Source organism: Phyllobacterium sp. MT110, from assembly GCF_058792715.1.
Genome location: NZ_JBXAFE010000008.1, coordinates 41,903 through 58,120, shown reverse-complemented (window position 1 = coordinate 58,120; position 16,218 = coordinate 41,903). Strand labels below are relative to the sequence as shown.

The following is a 16,218-nucleotide window of genomic DNA, read 5'->3' as shown; positions in this document are numbered from 1 at the left end:
CAGTTCCCTACGCACTCTTCTGCCGGGCCGTGACCGACAGGCGTTCGGCAGCGGCTTCAATCCGGGAAAGGGCCTCGCGGGCCTCTTCTTCGGTCACGACCAAAGGCGGCAGCAACCGGATGACGTTGTCGCCGGCACCAACGGTGAGCAGGTGTTCGTCACGTAGGGCCTGAACAAGCGCTGTGTTGGGAACAACACTCTTGATGCCCATCAACAGGCCGCGGCCGCGTACTTCCGCAATAACCTCGGGATAGCGATCGGAGATCGAGGCGAGGCCCTGCTTCATGAAGAGGGCGACCTGCTGCACATGCTCGAAAAAGCCGTCGGCGAGAATGACATCGAGCACAGCGTTGCCGACGGCCATGGCGAGCGGATTGCCGCCATAGGTCGTGCCATGCACGCCGGCTGTCATGCCCTTGGCTGCCTCGGCCGTTGCGAGACAGGCGCCGAGCGGGAAACCGCCGCCGATGCCCTTGGCGACAGCCATGATATCGGGCGTGATACCCGACCACTCATATGCAAAGAACTTGCCCGTACGTCCGACACCCGACTGAACTTCATCGAGGATCAGCAGCAGGCCGTTCTCGTCGCAAATCTTGCGCAGACGGCGCAAATCCTCATCCGGCACGGGACGCACACCGCCCTCGCCCTGGATCGGTTCAATCAGGATGGCAGCGGTCTGGGGACCAATGGCCGCCTTCAACGCCTTCTCGTCGCCGAAGGGCACCTGATCGAAGCCCGAGACTTTGGGGCCGAAGCCTTCGAGATACTTTTCCTGGCCGCCGGCAGCGATCGTCGCCAGCGTCCGGCCATGGAACGCGCCTTCGAACGTGATGATATGAAACCGTTCCGGGTGACCGTTGACATAGTGATAGCGCCGGGCGGTCTTGATCGCGCATTCCAGCGCTTCCGCCCCGGAATTGGTGAAAAACACCTTGTCGGCAAACGTGTTGTCCACGAGACGCTGACCAAGACGCCTTTGCCCCGGAATTTCATAAATATTGGACAGATGCCAGAGCTTGTCAGCCTGGGCCTTCAGGGTTTCGACGAGATGCGGATGCGAATAACCCAGCGAATTGACGGCAATGCCGGCAGCGAAATCCAGATAGCGTTCGCCGCTCTCGGTCGTCAGCCAAACACCGTCTCCTCGCTCAAAGCGCAGATCCGCACGAGCAAAAGTGTCGTATAGCGGTTGCGCGTTTGCGTCCGTCATGTCGTTTCGGGCCTCCAATACCCTGTTTTGATCTGCTGTTTGCTAAGAAGAAACCGGCAGCGATGAAATCAAAAAGCCGCCCACAAGGGCGGCCTGACGCTGGTAATATCATCATTCAATCCGCAATTGTCAAATGAACACTTCAAAAACATAACCGCGACAGTGCGTCCGCGCGAGGCGGTCTTTCCATAAGGTTTTCAAATCTGTAGCCAAGCGACCATACGGAAAGCGACGGGATTTGCGAGAAATGTCATTTATGCCGCGTTTTCACGCGCAAGTTGGGGAAAACCCAAAAAAGCAAGCCGCTTCCCACGCCCGACTCTTGTCACAGAGTCATCGCATATTGTAGCTTGAGAAACGGAATAGCTAGATTTCGTGCGGCGGACCTCGTCACCTGGATAGATATAGTATCTGCAATCTGGAGCAATCCAGATGTGAGGGAAGGATTCAGCCTAGAGTCCGCACAATACGGAGCCAAGGAAGATGAACTGGACAGATGAGCGCGTAGAACAGCTGAAGAAGCTTTGGGCCGAAGGTCTGAGCGCAAGCCAGATCGCTGCACAGCTGGGTGGCGTCAGCCGCAATGCGGTCATCGGCAAGGTGCACCGCCTGAAATTGTCAGGCCGCGGCAAGACCACATCGACCCAGACACGCAGCAAGAAAGTCAACACGACCGTTTCGGCCGGACATCGCAGCAGCGTCAGCACGTCGGCGCAGATGACGAGCCGCGTTGTGACCAAGAGCGTTGGCGCAACAGCGCTGCAGCAGGAATATTTTGTCGACACGGTTACACAGACCGTGATGAAGCCCTCGACGGATGTCGTGGTGCCGATCTCGCGGCGTCTCGAACTGGTGCAGCTCAGCGAGCGCACCTGCAAGTGGCCGATGGGCGATCCGTTGCAGCCTGATTTTCACTTCTGCGGAAATGATGTCGGCGAAGGCGGCCCATACTGCACCTATCATGCCCGCCTGGCCTATCAGCCGGCGTCCGATCGCCGCCGCGCCCGGTAATCGGCAAGGCACGTAGATAGGGAAAGGCGCCGTCAGGCGCCTTTTTTGTTGGCGTCAAGCCTTGGCTTTCTGCGGGCCGAAGGCAACCGTGAACGATGAGCCTTCGCCGACGCGGGAGCGAACGACAAGCCGGGCCCGGTGCCGCGTAAGGATGTGCTTGACGATTGCCAGACCGAGGCCTGTGCCTTTCTGGGCCCGGCTGGTTTCGATATTGACGCGATAAAAGCGCTCGGTCAGCCGCGGGATGTGCTCCTCCGGTATACCCGGGCCAAAATCCTGAATAGTGGCTTTGATCCCCTCGCCATTGTTTTTGAGCTCGACAACCACCTTCTTGCCGGACTGGCCGTATTTGCAGGCGTTCTCCAGAAGATTCTGGAAAACCTGCGTCAGTTCATCCCGGTCACCGAGGACCATGACCGGCCCGGGATCGATGTGACGCTCGATTTCAATGTCGAGGTTCGTGGCGAGCGGGCGGAGCGTATCCACCACATGATTGAGAACGATGGTCAGGTCCACCTGGTCCTTCACCGCGATATGGGCCTTCATTTCGATGCGCGACAGCGACAGAAGATCATCGATGAGCCGCGCCATGCGCTCAGCCTGCTTCTGCATGATCTCCAGAAAATTGTCGCGGGCAACGGCGTCGTTGCGCGCGGGACCGCGCAGCGTTTCAATGAAACCGCTGAGTGACGCCAGTGGTGTGCGCAATTCATGGCTGGCATTGGCGATGAAGTCCGAGCGCATGCGCTCCAGACGATGCGCCTCGGTCAGATCGCGGAATGACAGGAGATACTGGCGATCGGAACCGCCCTGATCCAGACGCAGCACTGTGGCGCGATACCAGCGTTCAACCGGGACACGCTCGGAATAATCAATCGATCCGGCCTGCGCATCCGACATGACCGACTGGACCAGCGTCTGCATCTCCGGTGCGCGGAAATGCAGGAGCAGCGTACCGCCGCGCGCCAGAGGCCCGAAGGCGCCGTTGGCCGCCGGATTGACGTAAAGAATTGTCCCTTCGTGATCAAAGATGATCAGGGGATCGGGCAATTGCGCCGCAAGCTGCTGACCGGACAGGCGGAAGATCGCCGGATCGCTGACCGGCTGCGCACGGTTGGTGTCGTCACTGCGCGGAATGCTTGCCGACAAGGCGACCACGCCCAGGAGCAGCACCATCAGAATTGCAAAGCTCAGCCACCAGGACACGCCGGAATTCAGAACGAGCGCGGTGAGAAAGGCAGCGGCACCAAGAATATAGCGTGCGCGGATGATCCGCTGCATCGCCCTTTGCCGCAAACCGCGGCTTTCCTGCCCTGAACCGAATATGCTCATGCGTTCAACTCCCTGCCCTGCCATGCTTGTCATCGACACTGGACGCCACAACGCTGTCCCAATAACATGGCTTCATGTCAATTGAGGGAGACTGTCTTGGCCAAAAATTCGAAAGAGAAATCCGACCAGCCGCATGTCGGTAAGACAACGCTTAAACTCAGGATCGATGGGAAGAAGCGGAGTTTCGATATCGACGATGCCAAACTGCCGGACTGGATTGACGACGGCGCCCTTGCGTCCGGTGACTTTCCCTACACGGATAAAATGAACAGGGCGGAATACGAAAAAACTCTCGAACAGCTGCAGATTGAGCTGGTCAAAATGCAGAGCTGGCTGCAGGAAACCGGCGGCCGCGTGATAACCGTCTTCGAAGGGCGCGATGCCGCCGGCAAGGGCGGAACGATCTTTACCTTGCGCCAATACATGAATCCCCGCAATGCGCGCAACGTTGCCCTGCCCAAGCCCACGGAAACTGAAAGCGGACAATGGTACTATCAGCGCTACGTCTCGCATTTTCCGACAAAGGGCGAATTCGTCACGTTTGACCGCTCCTGGTACAATCGCGGTGGTGTCGAACCCGTCATGGGTTTCTGTACGCCGGAACAGCATGAATCGTTCCTCGAGGAAACACCCGGCTTCGAACGCATGATCGTTGCCGACGGTATCTTCTTCTTCAAGTTCTGGCTCAATATCGGCCAGATCATGCAGTTGAAACGTTTTCACGATCGACGCCACAGCCCGCTGAAGAACTGGAAGTTCTCGCCGATGGATATTGCCGGTGCCGAAAAGTGGGATGACTACACCAACGCCCGGAACGAAATGATGGCCCGGACCCATACGGCGCATGCGCCGTGGACCGTGGTGCGCTCCAATGACAAGCGCCGTGCCCGCATCGCCGTTATCCGCCGGGTTTTGCTGAGCTTGCCCTACAAGGGCCGGGATGTCGGGGTGATCGGCAATGAAGACGCTCTGATCATTGGTTCCGGTCCGGGGTTTCTTGCGTAGATTGCGCGGGCCGATGCGGCGTTTTCTCCCATAGGAAAGGCCGCGTGTTCAACTGCCCCAAAGCGCGCCATGCCGCAAGGGACATGAGCAACCAGTAGAGCGGTATCCATGGCAGGATTCTGCCGGGCATCCCCTTGCCCGCCAGCGCACGCTGCCCCAGCCGGTGGAATGAGAGATACCCCATCACGATATTGATAAGATCGATGCAGAGAATATCCCGATGCCGGGCAAAGACATCGCTTCCGGAAAGCCAGTACAAGGTGACCGAGAGCATAAACAGCAGCGTGACGGGATAGAGCAGGGATGAAACGATCATCCCCACCGCCAGAAGGTGATAGACGACGAAGCGCAGAATGCCCAACTGGACGAGCAGGGTAAACGGCTGGCGCATCTGCACAAGCCACGTCTGCATCCAGCCCTTGAACCAGCGCGTCCGCTGGCGAAACCAGATGCCGATTTCAGTTGGCGCATCTTCGATCGTCGCGCGTTCGATCATATCCGTCCGATACCCCAGGCGCGCCAAACGGGTTCCGAGCTCCGCGTCCTCCGTAACGTTGTGCGGATCCCAGCCTCCGATGGCGGTCAGGCAATCGGAACGAAAATGATTGGAGCTGCCGCCAAGGGGCAAGACCAGCCCGCGATGCGCAAGCCACGGCAGGAAGCTCTGGAAGTGCGCCGCATATTCGAAGGCGAACAGACGCGCCACAAGACTTTCATGCGCATTGGCGACCTTCAACGGAGCCTGAAGGCAGCCGAGCTTTTCATCGGCGCGCTGGAAGCGTTGAAAGGCTTCCAGCAACTGGTCTGGGTGGGGGCGATCCTCTGCATCGTAAACCACGACAAACGCTCCCTTCGACAGCAGGAGCCCGTAATTGAGCGCCTTTGGCTTCGTCCGCGGGCCATATCCGGATACGGAAATGATGTCGAAGGGCTGAGGCAGCCCCTGGCGCCTCAATGCGGCGAGCGTCGCCGCGTCATCCCCTTCGCAGAGGAAGAGAACCTGAAGCTTTGAACGCGGCCAGTTCAACGCCAGCATGGCTCTGACGAGCTGCGGAACAATGTCTGCTTCCTGATACAGTGCAATCATAACCGTGTAGATCGGAAGCTCTGCTGGATTTATTGCCAGCAGGGGTAACGGATTGTCGCCACGCGCATTTTTGCATGCCACCAACCGCAGCAGGACACAGGCAAGAAAGAACAACGAGAGGATGACATGCGCACCCTTCCAGCTCAGCTGCTGCTTTTCAAAGGCGCCCAGCAGCAGACAGCTTGCCAATATGCCGATCAGGATGCCCTGCTGACCTGTCAGGACAGTTTTGGCCGAGTATTCGCAGCGGGAGTCTTCGATCATTCTTGCGGCTCTATCGGCGAGCAGATGCTGATGCCCGGCCCTGAGAAGCGCGCGCACCCCTGAGGGCGTGGTCACGCTCAAGCGGCCAGCCAGATCTTTGCGGCTCGACAGATAGCGTTTGACAACAGCAATGTCGGCGATTGTCGGCGCAATATAGGTCAATGCATTGCTGTCGTGGTTGAGCGTCGTCGCAATGCGTGCGTGCGGCAGAATGGTGATGTCCGGGCCCGATCGCAGAAAAATGCCGGTTGTTTGCGGTGCCGCTTCAAAAGCCAGTCCCGTTATGTCGGCGATACATTGGCCGATCAGCGCATCTTTGCCGCGAACGCTGGCATAGAGTTCGTCGATAAAGGACGTGTTGCCGGCAATGGAATCCCTGAAGGCCCGTACGATCAGGATTTTCGCCAATCCGGCGCGGTAGAGCCGCGCGGCCAGAGCCACTTCGATGTCTCGATGCAGCATCTTCCCTCTACCGGGAGCCTGATCTTTGAATATTATTGATCGTCAAGGCGCGTGTTTTCTGTAGAGGGAACGCCAACAGCATGAACTCAACTCACAATTCAAAATTGAAAATAAAATTCGGAACAATTTATAGCGTTATAAGCGAAGAATAATATTGTTACGTCTCTTTATACCAGTGGCAATTCTTCATAAGTCGAAGAACGGAACCTATTGCAGCCCATCACTCCGTGCAGCGGCACAGGACGGCCATCAAACCTGTCATGTCAGGATCACCCGTGCTACTCTTCGGGCAAATCACATGGGCTTCTCAAATCGAATGCATATCCGCACAATCGCTTTTTGCACGGCAGTTTTCCTTGGGGCAGGATTGTCTCAAATCAGTGCAGCATCGGATTTCCCGCACTATTGGGATGGCCGGGAACATGTTGCCAAGCCAAATCTTTCGACGGTCGAGCGCATCCGGTTTGTGACCACGGTGGACTATCCTCCGTTCAATTTCATCGACGCGAGCGGACGGATATCAGGTTTCAACATCGATCTCGTGCGGGCCATCTGTAGCGAACTGAATGTGACCGCGATTTGCCAGATCGAAGCGCGTCCATGGAATGAACTTCAGCAGACCGTGGAAAACGGCGAAGCCGAGGCCATTATCGCCGGATTGAAGCCCACGACACAATTGCGTGAAAAGTTTGCATTCACCGCCCCCTACATGCGGCTGCCCGCCCGTTTCGTCACCCTGAAGGAAACGACACTGGAGGAACCCCTGGCGGACAAGATCGACAAGAAAGTGGTTGGCGTCGTGGACGGGTCGGTGCATCAGGCGATTTTCGCCGATTACTTCCCCAGGGACAGATGGGTCGGCTATCCCACACGCGCGTTGATGCTGAAGGATTTGCGTGACAAGAAAATCGATGCGGTTTTTGGAGACGGATCCGACCTGTCGTTCTGGATCGGCAGCCCGGAAGCGCAGAATTGCTGCACATTTTCCGGCGGCCCGTATATCGCACCACAGTTTCTGGGCGACGGCATGATGATTGCCACAACAGCGAAGAACACCGATCTCGTCGACGCCTTCAATTTTGCATTGAAATCCATGGAGGAAAAGGGCACGACCTCTGAACTCTATCTACGGTACTTCCCCGTCGATTTTTACTGAAACCGCATGCAAAAGCCTTGTGAGACGCCGTGGCAATTGACGCGGCGAAGCTGCCGCCATAGTGTCCGCGCGCTTCACCACATGGCAGGAAAACAGGAAACCAAGAATGACTTCGCGCCCAAACACCCAAATCGAACTGACCCCCGAGTTGATCGCGGCGGCAGCCGAGGCCAAAGCATGGCCCTTCGAAGAGGCGCAGAAGATCATCAAACGTTATGAAAAGTCCGGCTATCCCGACTCGATCCTGTTCGAGACAGGATACGGCCCGTCCGGCCTGCCGCATATCGGCACGTTCGGCGAAGTCGCGCGCACGTCGATGGTCCGCCACGCCTTTCGTGTCCTGACGAAGGACAGCGTCAAAACAAAGATCCTTTGCTTCTCGGATGACATGGACGGATTGCGCAAGGTTCCGGACAATGTGCCGAACCGGGAGATGATGGCTTCGCATCTGGGCAAGCCGCTCAGCCGCATTCCCGACCCGTTCTCCAACGAGTATCCATCGTTTGGTGCGGCCAACAACGCGCGGCTACGGGCGTTTCTCGACCGTTTCGGTTTCGACTACGAATTTGCCTCGGCAACGGACTATTACGCCTCGGGCCGGTTCGACGAGACATTGCTCAAGATGCTGGCGGCCTATGATGATGTCATGAACATCATCCTGCCCACCCTGGGCGAGGAACGCCGGGCGACCTATTCGCCGTTCCTGCCGATCAGCCCGCGCACCGGCGTTGTCCTGCAGGTCCCGATGATCGCGCGCAATGTGCAGAAGGGCACCATCACCTATGAGGACCCCGATACCGGTGAACATGTCGAAACGGAAGTGACCGGCGGCAAGGTCAAGTGCCAGTGGAAGGCTGACTGGGCCATGCGCTGGACCGCCCTTGGCGTTGACTACGAGATGGCCGGCAAGGATCTCATCGACTCCGTGACCCTGTCATCCAAGATCTGCCGCGCCATTGGCGGCCGGGCGCCCGAAGGCTTCAATTACGAGCTCTTCCTCGATGACAAGGGACAGAAGATTTCCAAGTCGAAGGGCAATGGCCTGACCATCGATGACTGGTTGACCTACGCGCCGACCGAGAGCCTGGCACTTTACATGTTCCAGAAGCCGAAGACGGCGAAGAAGCTGTACTTCGACGTGATCCCGAAGGCCGTGGACGAGTATTTCACCTTCCTGTCCGCCTATCAGCGGCAGGAATGGAAGGAGCGCCTCGGCAATCCGGTCTGGCATCAGCATTACGGCAATCCGCCCGTGCTCGACATGCCGGTGCCCTTTGCCATGCTGCTCAACCTCGTCAGCGCGTCGAATGCCGAAAATGCCGATGTCCTCTGGGGGTTCATCTCCCGCTATGCGCCCGGCGTGACGCAGGACAACAATCCGAAGCTGAACGAGCTCGTCACCTATGCGATCCGTTACTTCAACGATTTCGTCAAGCCGACCAAGAAGTTCCGCCCCGCGGACGACGTTGAGCTTGCGGCGTTGAAGGGTATTGATGCGCAGCTTGCCACCTTGCCGGCGGATGCGGATGGCAATGCCATCCAGAACGCCATGCTGGATGTTGCCCGTGGCATCGAACGCTATCAGGATCACACCAAGAAGAGCCCCGAAGGCGGGCCCGGCGTATCGGTGTCGTTCTTCCAGATGCTCTATGAAGTGCTGATCGGACAGGAACGCGGGCCGCGGTTCGGTTCCTTCGTCGCGCTTTACGGCATCGCCGAAACGCGGGCCCTCATTAAAAAGGCGTTGATGGGCCAACTGGCATAGTCGCTCCATATCTGGAGCGAAATCGAGGGAGGACGGAATGATTGACCATATCGGAGTGAATGTCAGCAATTTCGACGAGAGCAAGAAATTCTACGAGAAAGCCCTCGCGGCCATTGGCTATGAATTGATCCTCGAGTTCCCGGCATCCGTGACCGGGAGCGCCGACGTTGCCGGCTTTGGCGAAGGCGGCAAGCCCGATTTCTGGATCGCCAGCGGCATCGCGAACAATCCGCCGGCGCATGTTGCATTTCGTGTCAACACGCGCGCACTCGTCGATGCCTTTCACAAGGCAGCCCTGGAAGCTGGCGGCAACGACAATGGCCAGCCAGGACTGCGCCCCCATTACCATCCGGACTATTATGGCGCCTTCGTGCGTGATCCGGACAACCACAATATCGAGGCCGTCTGCCACGAAGGCTGACACCTCCAACCTTTCTACTGCGGCTTTGGCGGGAACGGCGCATCCGGAGCGGGTACAGCCAGCGGTGCCGGCTGTGGTTCTGCCGATGGCAGCGGCAGGTCGCCGGCCGCAACGGGAGATGGCAAGTCGCTGGCGGCGGGAAGCGATGGCGGCGGGCTGCCGAAAATGCCGCGTTTTGCCTCCTGCGCCTTTTTCATATTATCGGCCAGGGGCGAGCCGTCACTGGCTCTCGCCCAGCCATTGTCAACTAGCCATGCGGCCAGATCGGTCGTACCAAGCTTGCACTGGGTGGAAACGAGCGCTTCCGGAGGAAGGTCGGGAACATTGCATTCTATGGCGCGCGAACGCAGCCAGTTGCGAAAGGCAGTGCGCGCCGCCGTGCCGCATGGCCACGACGTCCCGCCATCGACAGCGCATGTTTCTTCCGGCGGCACGACATTGATCCCCTCGATGGCGATCCTGTAGCCTGAGACATCCACGGTTCCTGCGGCCGTCGCTACCGGGCGGTAAAGCAGTTTGGGCCGTGCCGTCGTATCGACAGGCACGGGAGGCGGAGGGGGTGCAGGCGGGGTCGCGTGACCCATGTCACTCAAGGGTTGGCGTGGTTCGATACGCTGCAAGGGCCCGGATTGCTTGCCGGTCATCGAAAATCCATCCGGATCGACCTGCCGTGCGGCAGTGGCGGTTTGTGTTGGGGGTGATGCAGATTCCGGCTGTTGCGGCGGTGTGTCCGGCGCGGCCCCAACTGTATCAGCCGGCACCTGAAAATTTTCGGGGACAATCGTCACGTCCTGCCCGCTTACCCCTGCCGCTGGCAGCCCGATATAGAACGGGGAAACAAAGACATAAGCCAGACAAAGTCCGACCAGAACGGTCAGAACGTAAAGCGGTATCCGGCGCATGGGAAACGGCTCCCTGTTATTGGCTGGCCCACAGGATTCGGGCAATCCAGTCGATATGAACCGCATCAAACGTCCGGTTGGCATGCTCCGGATTCATTGATTGCAGTTCAATGGTGCGCGGGGTCTGGCGCGTCAGAATCTTCGCCATGACCTCGCCTTCCTTCGTACGGACCACGACGCGGTCGCCGCGGCGCACCGGAGCGCCAGGAGCGACAATGATCGTATCGCCGTCGCGATAAAGCGGCAGCATGGAATCCCCGGAAACCTCCAGCGCATAGACCGCATCTCCGGAACCGACGGGAAACTCAACCACATCCCAGCCCTGGCCGACCGGAAATCCCCCATCGTCGAAGAAGCCTCCGGCGCCCGCCTGGGCAAACCCCAGAAGCGGCACGGACCGCATTGCACCCATGCCGGCCCTTGTACCCTTGCCGCCGACAACCAGCGTCATGAATTCATCGATCGAAGCGCCTGTCGCTTCCATGATCTTGGCCAGCGACTCCGTCGACGGCCAGCGGGCACGACCGTCGACCGCATAACGTTTGGATTTGTTGAACGTGGTCGGATCAAGCCCGGCGCGTTTCGCCAGTCCCGAAACGGAAAGCGAATGACGTTCCGCCAGCGCATCGATGGCCGCCCAGATACGGTCATGTGAGAACATGGGACTCTTCCAGATAAAGGAAAAAATACCTTCACTAAAGTTTTAGGAGGGAATTGGGGAAAAGTCGAGATAAAACGCGGAAAACTTTCTTATATTGCGAGAGGACTCGTGCGTGGTTCGACAAGCTCACCATGAGGGAGGGCAAGGATTGCAGGGAGCTATATTCTGCAACGTTCGGGATTGGCCTTGCAGCCAAATCACTCCCCTCATGGTGAGCTTGTCGAACCACGCACAACAGCAATGAGGGGATCAGCAAGTGATCCCCTCATATCTCAGTCAGGCCGCCTTTTTCTTCTTGGCTTCAACCGGATAGGGATTGAAGCGTTCATAGAAGGTGTCGCCCTTCTCGGCCATGTCGAGCAACAGCTTCGGCGCCTTGAACTGGGCACCGTATTTGCGCTGCAGGCCCTTGGCGATTTCCACGAACTTCGCCGCACCGATGCCATCGATATAGGACAGCGTTCCGCCCGTATAAGGCGCAAAGCCGAACGCCAGGATCGAGCCGACATCCGCTTCGCGCGGATCGGTGACAATCCCCTCTTCCATGACCCGCGCCGCTTCCAGCGCGATGGTGAAGAGGAAGCGCTGCTTGAGCACTTCCACATCGATCTTGTCGGCGTCCTGCTGCGGATAGAGCGTCTTCAATTCCGGCCAGAGATGCTTCTTGGCCGGCTTGGCCGGATAATCATAGAAGCCCTTGCCGTTCTTGCGGCCACGGCGGTCGTACTTGTCGACAAGCGTGTTGACCAGTTCCACATGCCGCGGATCGACAGCCTTCGGTCCAAGATCGGCAAGCGTCGCCTTGAGGATTTTCTGCGACAGATCGATGGCCGTCTCATCATTGAGCGCGAGAGGCCCGACCGGCATGCCTGCCATGCGGGCGACATTCTCGATCATTGCAGGCGGAACGCCTTCAACGAGCATGTTGTAGGCTTCCGACATGTAGCGCAGGACGCAGCGATTGACATAGAAGCCGCGGGTGTCGTTGACGACAATCGGGGTTTTCTTGATCGCACGCACGTAGTCCAGCGCGACGGCCAATGCCTTTTCCGAGGTCTTCTTGCCGAGGATAACCTCGACCAGCATCATCTTGTCGACGGGCGAGAAGAAATGGATGCCGATGAAATTCTTCGGACGCACCGATACCTTGGCAAGGCCGGTGATCGGCAAGGTCGAGGTATTGGAAGCAAACACGGCCGCAGGCTTCAGCACGGCTTCCGCCTGCTCCGTTGCCTTGCGCTTGACATCGCGGTCCTCGAACACGGCTTCGATCACAAGGTCGGCACCGTCAAGCTCGGCATATTGCGTGGTGGCGGTGATCAGGCCAAGGAGCTTTTCCTTGTCTTCCGCGGTTGCCTTGCCACGCTGGATATCCTTGGTAATCAGCTCAGCCGTATGCGCCTTGCCCTTATCGGCGGCTTCCTGCGTCTGATCGATCAGGACAACGGGAATCCCGGCCTTGGCTGTGACAAAGGCAATGCCCGCTCCCATGAAACCGGCACCGATGACACCGACCTTCTTGAATTTGGTCGGCTTGACGTCGGCCGGGCGGCGCGCACCCTTGTTCAGTTCCTGCAGGGAAACGAACAGCGAGCGGATCATCATGCCCGCTTCCGTGCTCTGCAGGATATTGGTGAAGTAGCGCTGCTCGATCTTCAGACCGGTATCGAAGGGCACGAGGAGGCCTTCATAGACGGATTTCAGGATCGCTGCGGCACCGGGATAATTGCCATAGGTTTCGCGGCGCAGGATGGCCGTGGCGGCCGGCCAGAGATTGGCGCCGGCTGCCGAATAGATCGCGCCGCCGGGAAGCTTGAAACCCTTTTCATCCCATGGCTGGACCGGCTTCAAACCGGCCTTGATCATCTTCTTGGCGGTTTCGACGAGCTTCTTCGCCGGCGCGATTTCATGCACGAGGCCCATGGCCTTTGCACGCGCGGCAGTCAGGCTGGAGCCCGTCGTCATCATCTGCAGGGCATCCTGCTGGTTGGTCAGGCGCGGAACGCGCTGCGTGCCGCCGGCACCCGGGAAAATGCCGACCTTCACCTCAGGCAGGGCCATCTTCACCGACGGATCATCGGAAACAACGCGGCCATGGCAGGCCAGCGACATTTCGAATGCGCCGCCCATGCAGGTGCCGTTGATGGCCGAAACCCATGGCTTGCCCGATGTTTCGAGCTTGCGGAACAGGCCGCCCATCTTGCCGGTGTTTTCGAACAGGAGTTCGACCGCTTTCTTTGGGTCTTTGGCCTTTTCCTCCTGGAACAGCTGGAACATGCGCTTGAGCATGGTCAGGTCCGCGCCGCCGGAGAATGTATCCTTGCCGGATGTGATGACCGCACCCTTGATCGCCTCGTCCTTGGCAACGCGGTCGACGATGGCGTCGAGTTCCTTCATCACCTCTTCGGTGAAGACATTCATCGACTTGTCGGGCATATCCCAGGTGACCAGCGCAATGCCGTCCGCGTCGACGTCGAATTTGAAGTTTGTATAGCTCATCTTCTGCTCTCCCTCAGACGCGTTCGATAATCGTTGCGGTGCCCATGCCGGCACCAATGCACAGTGTGACCAAGGCCACATTCAGGTCGCGGCGTTCCAGCTCGTCAAGCACCGTGCCGAGGATCATCGCACCGGTTGCCCCGAGCGGATGGCCCATGGCGATGGCACCGCCATTCACGTTGATCTTGTCGCGCGGAATGTTGAAGGCCTGCATGTAGCGCAGCACAACAGCCGCAAAGGCCTCATTCAGTTCGAACAGGTCGATATCCGAAATCTTCATCCTGGCGCGCTTGAGCAGTTTTTCCGTCACATCGACCGGGCCGGTCAGCATCAATGCCGGATCGGAACCGATATTGGCAAAGGCGCGGATGCGGGCACGCGGCTTGGCACTCAATGCCTTGCCGGCACTTTTCGAGCCGAGCAGGACACCGGCGGCACCATCGACGATGCCGGAGGAATTGCCGGCGTGGTGTACGTGGTTGATGGTCTCAACTTCTGGATGCGCCTGAATACCAACGGCGTTGAAGCCGCCCATTTCGCCCGGCATCACAAAAGAGGGATTGAGCGACGCCAGCGCCTGCATGTCCGTTGCCGGACGCATGTGTTCGTCATGGTCAAGGATGGTCAGGCCGTTCTGGTCCTTGATGCTGAGAACCGAATTCTTGAAGTAGCCCTTCTTCCAGGCTTCCCCGGCACGCTTCTGGCTTTCGACGGCATAGGCGTCGACATCATCGCGGGTAAAACCATACTTGGTGGCGATCAGATCGGCCGATACGCCCTGCGGCATGAAATAGCCGGGCAAACCCACCGACGGGTCCATGTACCAGGCACCGCCGGACATGCCCATGCCGACGCGCGACATGGATTCCACGCCGCCGGCGATGACGATGTCATCGGCACCCTGCACGATCTTGGCGGCAGCAAAATTTACCGCATCGAGACCGGAAGCGCAGAAACGCGAAATCTGCATGCCGGGCGCCTTGAAATCGTATCCGGCTTCGAAAGCCGATGAGCGCGGAATGACCGCGCCCGCTTCGCCGACAGGATCAACGCAGCCATAGATGATGTCGTCGACCAGTCCCGTGTCGAGACCATTGCGGTCGCGCAACGCTTCCAGCACCTTGGCGCCAAGACGGACGGCGGGCACTTCATGCAGGCTGCCATCCTTCTTGCCCTTGCCGCGCGGCGTGCGGACGTGGTCATAAATATATGCTTCGGCCATTTCATTCTCCCTTTTCGAACCGCACCTCAGAGGCTGCGGGCGATCAAAAGCTTCATGATTTCATTGGTTCCGCCATAGATCCGCTGGACGCGGGCATCGCGGAACATACGTGCGATCGGGTATTCGTTCATATAACCGTAGCCGCCATGCAGCTGCAGGCATTCGTCAACGATCTTGTTCTGCAGGTCGCTCAACCAGTATTTCGCCATCGAGGCAGTGACCGGATCGAGCCCGCCATTGACGTGGCGTTCCACGCAGTGATTGTAGAAGACGCGGCCGATGGTGGCTTCCGTCTTCATTTCAGCCAGTTTGAACTGGGTGTTCTGGAAGTCGATGACCGCCTTGCCGAAGGCCTTGCGTTCCTTGACATAGTCCGAGGTAATCGCGATGGCGCGCTCGGCCATGGCAATCGCCGTGCCGCCGATCTGCAGACGTTCCTGCGGCAGTTGCTGCATCAGCTGGACAAAGCCCTGACCCTCTTCGGTTCCAAGCAGGTTCGCTGTGGGCACGCGGACATTGTTGAAGAACAGTTCCGAGGTATCGTTCGATTTCAGCCCGACCTTGTCGAGGTTGCGGCCGCGCTCGAACCCTTCCTGTCCGTCCGTCTCGACCACAATGAGCGATGTGCCCTTGGCGCCCTGCGACGGGTCGGTCTTGGTCACGACGACAACCAGATTGGCGAGCTGGCCATTGGTGATGAAGGTCTTCGATCCGTTGATGACGTATTGATTGCCGTCCTTCTTGGCGCTTGTCTTCACGCCCTGAAGGTCGGAACCGGCACCCGGCTCCGTCATGGCGATGGCGCCGATCAGTTCGCCGGTCGCCATCTTCGGCAGCCACTTCTTCTTCTGCTCTTCCGAACCATAATGCAGAATATAGGGAGCAACGATTGAATTGTGCAGGGCTATGCCGAAGCCATCGACACCAACATGGCTGATGGCTTCCAGGATGGCGCTTTCATGGGCATAGGTACCGCCGGCGCCGCCATATTCTTCCGGCATGGAGGCGCACAGAAGCCCGTTCTCGCCGGCAAGCTCCCAGATGGAACGGTCGAAAATTTCCTGCTTCTCGAAACGGTCGTAATGCGGCAGAACCTCGGCTTCGAGAAACTTCGAAGCCATATCCTGCAGCATCACCACATCGTCAGTCTTCCAGTCGGGTTTTGGTACGCCCAACACATCTTCCGGCCGAATAGACATCTCTAACCTCCCTAGAAAT

At 58.4% G+C, this 16,218-nt stretch carries 13 protein-coding genes; 5 read left to right on the top strand and 8 right to left on the bottom strand.

Going from position 1 to position 16,218, the window contains the following annotated elements; all coding sequences use genetic code 11:
- Positions 1 to 7 precede the first annotated feature (7 nt).
- A complete protein-coding gene (locus AC1Q5O_RS24980; protein ID WP_492566738.1) occupies positions 8 to 1,213 on the bottom strand; it encodes an aspartate aminotransferase family protein in 1,206 nt (401 codons plus the stop codon).
- A gap of 483 nt (positions 1,214 to 1,696) precedes the next feature.
- Here AC1Q5O_RS24980 and AC1Q5O_RS24975 point away from each other — a divergent pair, with 483 nt between their 5' ends.
- A complete protein-coding gene (locus AC1Q5O_RS24975) occupies positions 1,697 to 2,224 on the top strand; it encodes a GcrA family cell cycle regulator (protein WP_492566737.1) in 528 nt (175 codons plus the stop codon).
- Positions 2,225 to 2,278: 54 nt separating this feature from the next.
- Here AC1Q5O_RS24975 and phoR read toward each other — a convergent pair whose 3' ends face one another.
- A complete protein-coding gene (gene phoR / locus AC1Q5O_RS24970) occupies positions 2,279 to 3,556 on the bottom strand; it encodes a phosphate regulon sensor histidine kinase PhoR (RefSeq protein ID WP_492566735.1) in 1,278 nt (425 codons plus the stop codon).
- A gap of 162 nt (positions 3,557 to 3,718) precedes the next feature.
- Between phoR and ppk2 the strand changes: the two genes are divergently transcribed.
- A complete protein-coding gene (ppk2, locus tag AC1Q5O_RS24965) occupies positions 3,719 to 4,561 on the top strand; it encodes a polyphosphate kinase 2 (protein ID WP_492566922.1) in 843 nt (280 codons plus the stop codon).
- Here ppk2 and AC1Q5O_RS24960 read toward each other — a convergent pair.
- Positions 4,530 to 6,374, bottom strand: coding sequence for a glycosyltransferase (locus AC1Q5O_RS24960; protein ID WP_492566734.1), 1,845 nt, complete (start codon positions 6,372 to 6,374; stop codon positions 4,530 to 4,532). The two genes, ppk2 and AC1Q5O_RS24960, sit on opposite strands and share 32 nt — an antisense overlap.
- 367 nt (positions 6,375 to 6,741) lie before the next feature.
- Between AC1Q5O_RS24960 and AC1Q5O_RS24955 the strand changes: the two genes are divergently transcribed.
- The 3 genes from AC1Q5O_RS24955 (at position 6,742) to AC1Q5O_RS24945 (ending at position 9,716) form a co-directional block, all read left to right on the top strand.
- Positions 6,742 to 7,530 carry a transporter substrate-binding domain-containing protein gene (locus tag AC1Q5O_RS24955; protein ID WP_492566733.1) on the top strand — a complete coding sequence of 263 codons (789 nt, stop codon included), beginning with the start codon at positions 6,742 to 6,744 and terminating at the stop codon, positions 7,528 to 7,530.
- A gap of 106 nt (positions 7,531 to 7,636) precedes the next feature.
- Positions 7,637 to 9,295 (top strand): lysine--tRNA ligase, encoded by a 1,659-nt coding sequence (locus tag AC1Q5O_RS24950; protein ID WP_492566731.1) that lies wholly within the window; start codon positions 7,637 to 7,639, stop codon positions 9,293 to 9,295.
- A 37-nt stretch (positions 9,296 to 9,332) separates the two neighbouring features.
- The gene (locus tag AC1Q5O_RS24945) at positions 9,333 to 9,716 is read left to right on the top strand and encodes a VOC family protein (RefSeq protein ID WP_492566729.1); all 384 of its coding nucleotides are present in this window, start codon (positions 9,333 to 9,335) and stop codon (positions 9,714 to 9,716) included.
- A gap of 14 nt (positions 9,717 to 9,730) precedes the next feature.
- Here the strand turns inward: AC1Q5O_RS24945 and AC1Q5O_RS24940 are convergent, their stop codons facing one another.
- The 5 genes from AC1Q5O_RS24940 to AC1Q5O_RS24920 form a co-directional block, all read right to left on the bottom strand.
- On the bottom strand, positions 9,731 to 10,618 hold the full coding sequence (locus tag AC1Q5O_RS24940; RefSeq protein WP_492566727.1) for a thermonuclease family protein: 888 nt from the start codon (positions 10,616 to 10,618) through the stop codon (positions 9,731 to 9,733).
- A 16-nt stretch (positions 10,619 to 10,634) separates the two neighbouring features.
- On the bottom strand, positions 10,635 to 11,279 hold the full coding sequence (locus tag AC1Q5O_RS24935; RefSeq protein WP_492566725.1) for a S24 family peptidase: 645 nt from the start codon (positions 11,277 to 11,279) through the stop codon (positions 10,635 to 10,637).
- A 276-nt stretch (positions 11,280 to 11,555) separates the two neighbouring features.
- Entirely contained in the window at positions 11,556 to 13,778 is a 2,223-nt protein-coding gene (locus tag AC1Q5O_RS24930; RefSeq protein ID WP_492566723.1) for a 3-hydroxyacyl-CoA dehydrogenase NAD-binding domain-containing protein, read from the bottom strand.
- A 13-nt stretch (positions 13,779 to 13,791) separates the two neighbouring features.
- Complete coding sequence (locus AC1Q5O_RS24925; RefSeq protein ID WP_464662682.1) at positions 13,792 to 15,000, bottom strand: acetyl-CoA C-acetyltransferase; 1,209 nt, start codon at positions 14,998 to 15,000, stop codon at positions 13,792 to 13,794.
- A gap of 26 nt (positions 15,001 to 15,026) precedes the next feature.
- On the bottom strand, positions 15,027 to 16,199 hold the full coding sequence (locus AC1Q5O_RS24920; RefSeq protein ID WP_223611901.1) for an acyl-CoA dehydrogenase family protein: 1,173 nt from the start codon (positions 16,197 to 16,199) through the stop codon (positions 15,027 to 15,029).
- Positions 16,200 to 16,218 lie beyond the last annotated feature (19 nt).

Coding starts and splice junctions, on each gene's coding strand:
- AC1Q5O_RS24975 (WP_492566737.1), top strand. CDS start 1,697: ATGAACTGGACAGATGAGCGCGTAGAACAGCTGAAGAAGCTTTGGGCC.
- AC1Q5O_RS24930 (WP_492566723.1), bottom strand. CDS start 13,778: ATGAGCTATACAAACTTCAAATTCGACGTCGACGCGGACGGCATTGCG.
- AC1Q5O_RS24920 (WP_223611901.1), bottom strand. CDS start 16,199: ATGTCTATTCGGCCGGAAGATGTGTTGGGCGTACCAAAACCCGACTGG.
- AC1Q5O_RS24980 (WP_492566738.1), bottom strand. CDS start 1,213: ATGACGGACGCAAACGCGCAACCGCTATACGACACTTTTGCTCGTGCG.
- AC1Q5O_RS24925 (WP_464662682.1), bottom strand. CDS start 15,000: ATGGCCGAAGCATATATTTATGACCACGTCCGCACGCCGCGCGGCAAG.
- AC1Q5O_RS24960 (WP_492566734.1), bottom strand. CDS start 6,374: ATGCTGCATCGAGACATCGAAGTGGCTCTGGCCGCGCGGCTCTACCGC.
- AC1Q5O_RS24945 (WP_492566729.1), top strand. CDS start 9,333: ATGATTGACCATATCGGAGTGAATGTCAGCAATTTCGACGAGAGCAAG.
- AC1Q5O_RS24940 (WP_492566727.1), bottom strand. CDS start 10,618: ATGCGCCGGATACCGCTTTACGTTCTGACCGTTCTGGTCGGACTTTGT.
- AC1Q5O_RS24935 (WP_492566725.1), bottom strand. CDS start 11,279: ATGTTCTCACATGACCGTATCTGGGCGGCCATCGATGCGCTGGCGGAA.
- phoR (WP_492566735.1), bottom strand. CDS start 3,556: ATGAGCATATTCGGTTCAGGGCAGGAAAGCCGCGGTTTGCGGCAAAGG.
- AC1Q5O_RS24950 (WP_492566731.1), top strand. CDS start 7,637: ATGACTTCGCGCCCAAACACCCAAATCGAACTGACCCCCGAGTTGATC.